We start from the raw sequence: 299 nt of genomic DNA on the forward strand, positions 1-299 counted from the left end.
CCTCTATCAATGTCTAACGTGTTGGAGGAAACGAATCGCCTTAAGGCCTACCATCGTGTGGTGCAGAATGGCGGTAGCGCTGGCATAGATAAGATGTCTACTGACTCATTGGGTAGTTATCTGTCCAGTCATTGGACTGAGATTAGTACTTCCCTCTCTACTGGTGGCTATCGTCCTAGCCCAGTAAGACAGGTAGAGATACCCAAGCCCAAAGGCGGGACAAGAAATCTCGGGATTCCCACGGTATTGGATCGCTATATTCAACAAAGTTTTGCTCAGGTGCTAAGCTCCTATTATGA

At 47.5% G+C, this 299-nt stretch carries 1 pseudogene; it reads left to right on the forward strand.

The window, feature by feature from the left end:
* Nucleotides 1-93 precede the first annotated feature (93 nt).
* A pseudogene (locus Q0954_RS34705) lies at nt 94-299 on the forward strand (group II intron reverse transcriptase/maturase); the annotation flags it as partial.

The sequence above is a fragment of the uncultured Microscilla sp. genome, from assembly GCF_947493425.1.
Classification (GTDB): domain Bacteria; phylum Bacteroidota; class Bacteroidia; order Cytophagales; family Microscillaceae; genus Microscilla.